Origin of the sequence: Mesorhizobium sp. YM1C-6-2 (assembly GCF_003666685.1) — a bacterium.
In the GTDB taxonomy this organism is placed as follows: Bacteria; Pseudomonadota; Alphaproteobacteria; order Rhizobiales; family Rhizobiaceae; genus Mesorhizobium_K.
The window spans coordinates 1-2,665 of record NZ_RCIZ01000025.1 but is presented as its reverse complement, the minus strand read 5'-3'; the positions used below and the strand labels follow the sequence as shown (position 1 = coordinate 2,665).

Here is a 2,665-nt window from a genome sequence, read left to right as displayed (position 1 = left end):
CCGAGATCCGGATAGGATATCTGCGTGCTTATGAGCCTGAGCTGGCATTGTCGGTGCTCGACGTTGCGCCGCGCGACGAGGGTGTTGCGGGGGCCAATGTCGCGATTGCCGACAACAACACGACCGGCAAGTTCATGGGCCAGGCCTTCGCCCTCGACGTCACCGAGGTGAAGCGGGACGCCGATGTCGTGCAGACGTTCAGGGACATGGTCGCCAAGGGCGACCGCTACGTGCTTGCCGACATCTCGGCCGAGCAGCTCTTGTCGATCGCCGACATCGGCCGCGAGCACGGCGTGCTGATCTTCAATGTCGGCGCCACCGACGACATATTGCGCGAGGAGGAGTGCCGCGCCAACGTCTTCCACACGGCGCCGAGCCGCACCATGCTGGCCGACGGCCTGGCCCAATACCTGATCTGGAAGCAGTGGCCGCGCTGGGTGCTGCTCTACGGCTCGCACGAGGGCGACCGCGCCTTCGCCGACGCGCTGCGGCGCTCTGCCGAGCGGTTCGGCGGCCAGATCCTGGCCGAGAAGGAGTTCAAGGACACCGGCACGGCCAGGCGCACCGATTCCGGCGTCGTCCAGATCCAGCGCCAGATCCCGGTCTTCATGCAGGACCTGCCCGACCACGACGTGGTCCTGGTCGCCGACGAGAGCGAGGTGTTCGGCACCTACGTACCCTTCCGCACATGGATACCGCGGCCGGTCGCCGGCACCGCCGGGCTGATGCCGTCGGCCTGGCATCCGGCCAGCGAGCAGTGGGGCGGCACCCAGATCCAGAACCGCTTCGCCAAGGCCAATGGCCGCCGCATGCTGTCCAAGGACATGTCGGCGTGGACGGCGGTGCGTATCCTCGGCGAAGCGGCCACCCGCACCCAGAGCGCCGAGCCGGAGAAGATCGAGGCCTTCATCCGCGCCGACGATTTCTCCATCGCCGCCTTCAAGGGCCAGAAGCTGACCTTCCGCACATGGAACTGGCAGCTCCGGCAGCCGATCTTCCTCGGCGACACCAAATCCGTCGTCTCGACCTCGCCGCAGGAAGGCTTTTTGCACCAGGTGTCGGAGCTGGACACGCTCGGCGTCGACCAGCCGGAGACCAGATGCGTCCTGCAGTAGGAACCTGAAGACAACCGGGAGGAGTTTTGATGCGACGACTGCCCTTTCTCGCCGCGGCCATGGCGGCCGGCCTGACCGCCGGCCTGACCGCCAGCCCGGCCTTTGCCTACATGGTCTACGTCTCCAACGAAAAGGACAACACCGTCACCGTCGTCGATTCAGAGACCAAGGCGGTGGTCACCACCATCGATGTCGGCCAGCGGCCGCGCGGCATCACCATCTCGCATGACGGCAAGTTCATCTATCTGTGCGCCAGCGACGACGACACGATCGAGGTGATCGACACCGCCACCCACCAGATCGTCACCACCCTGCCGTCGGGCCCCGACCCCGAGCTGTTCGTGCTGTCGCCCGACGGCAAGACGCTCTACGTCGCCAATGAGGACGACAACCTGGTCACCGTGATCGACATCGAGACCAAGGGCGTCATCACCGAGATCCCGGTCGGCGTGGAGCCGGAAGGCATGGGCATCAGCCCCGACGGCAAGACCATGGTCAACACGTCGGAGACGACCAACATGGCCCACTTCATCGACACCGAGACGCATGAGATCACCCACAATGTGCTGGTCGATTCGCGCCCGCGCTTCGTCGAGTTCACGCCCGACGGCAAGGAGGCCTGGGTGAGTGCGGAGATCGGCGGCACGGTGTCGGTGATCGACAACGCCACCCGCGAGATCAAAAAGAAGATCACCTTCGAGATCCCCGGCCTGCGTTCCGAGACGATCCAGCCGGTCGGCGTGCGCATCACCGCCGACGGCAAGAAGGCCTATGTGGCGCTGGGGCCGGCCAACCATGTCGCCGTCGTCGACACCGCGACCTACCAGGTGGAGAAATACGTGCTGGTCGGCCAGCGCGTCTGGCAGCTCGCCTTCACCCCCGACCAGAAGACCATCATCTCGACCAACGGCGTCTCCAACGACATCACCTTCATCGACGTGGCGACCGACGAGCCGGTGCAATCGGTGACGGTCGGCCAGCTGCCGTGGGGCGTCGTCGTGTCGCCGAACTGAGTTAACCCCCGAGATCAGCAGTGAGGAGGAAACCATGAGGAAATACCGGGCGATCGCGTTTGCGGCACTGATCGGCTTTGTCGCCGCAAGCGGCCAGGTCTGGGCGCAGGACGACGACGATGACGACGACGACGCTCCGGCCGCCGTCGAGGCGACGGCGCCGGCCGAGAAGCCGACCCGCGCCAGCAAGGACGTGCCCGAACTCGTCCTCGGCTCCAAGAACGACCAGTTCACCGTCAACCAGAAGGATTTCGAGCTGATCGCCGGCCAGGGCTACCGCTGGAAGATCACCGCCGCCGGCGGGCTCGAATACAAGTTCCACACCGATCTCTTCCGCAATGTGTGGAACAACCAGATCGTCATCAGCGACCTCGAAGTGCACATGAACGGGGCGCCGGCCTGGCTCGAATTCGACGCCGACGGCACCATCCAGGTCCAGTTCACAACCGTCCGCCCAGGCATCTACACATGGTCAGTCCCTGACCTCGCAGACAAGGGAATGAAAGGCACTATTACAATAAAGTGAAGGCAGTCGGG

General features: G+C 64.8%; 3 protein-coding genes. All 3 read left to right on the top strand.

Annotation, left to right across the window (positions count from 1 at the left end):
- The coding region (locus D8676_RS26520; protein ID WP_121584104.1) for an ABC transporter substrate-binding protein at positions 1-1,115 on the top strand (1,115 nt) is incomplete at its 5' end.
- A 29-nt stretch (positions 1,116-1,144) separates the two neighbouring features.
- Positions 1,145-2,128, top strand: coding sequence for a YVTN family beta-propeller repeat protein (locus D8676_RS26515; protein WP_183097266.1), 984 nt, complete (start codon positions 1,145-1,147; stop codon positions 2,126-2,128).
- Between the two features lie 34 nt (positions 2,129-2,162).
- The gene (locus D8676_RS26510; RefSeq protein WP_121584102.1) at positions 2,163-2,654 is read left to right on the top strand and encodes a hypothetical protein; all 492 of its coding nucleotides are present in this window, start codon (positions 2,163-2,165) and stop codon (positions 2,652-2,654) included.
- Positions 2,655-2,665: the final 11 nt, after the last annotated feature.

Coding starts and splice junctions, on each gene's coding strand:
- D8676_RS26515 (WP_183097266.1), top strand. CDS start 1,145: ATGCGACGACTGCCCTTTCTCGCCGCGGCCATGGCGGCCGGCCTGACC.
- D8676_RS26510 (WP_121584102.1), top strand. CDS start 2,163: ATGAGGAAATACCGGGCGATCGCGTTTGCGGCACTGATCGGCTTTGTC.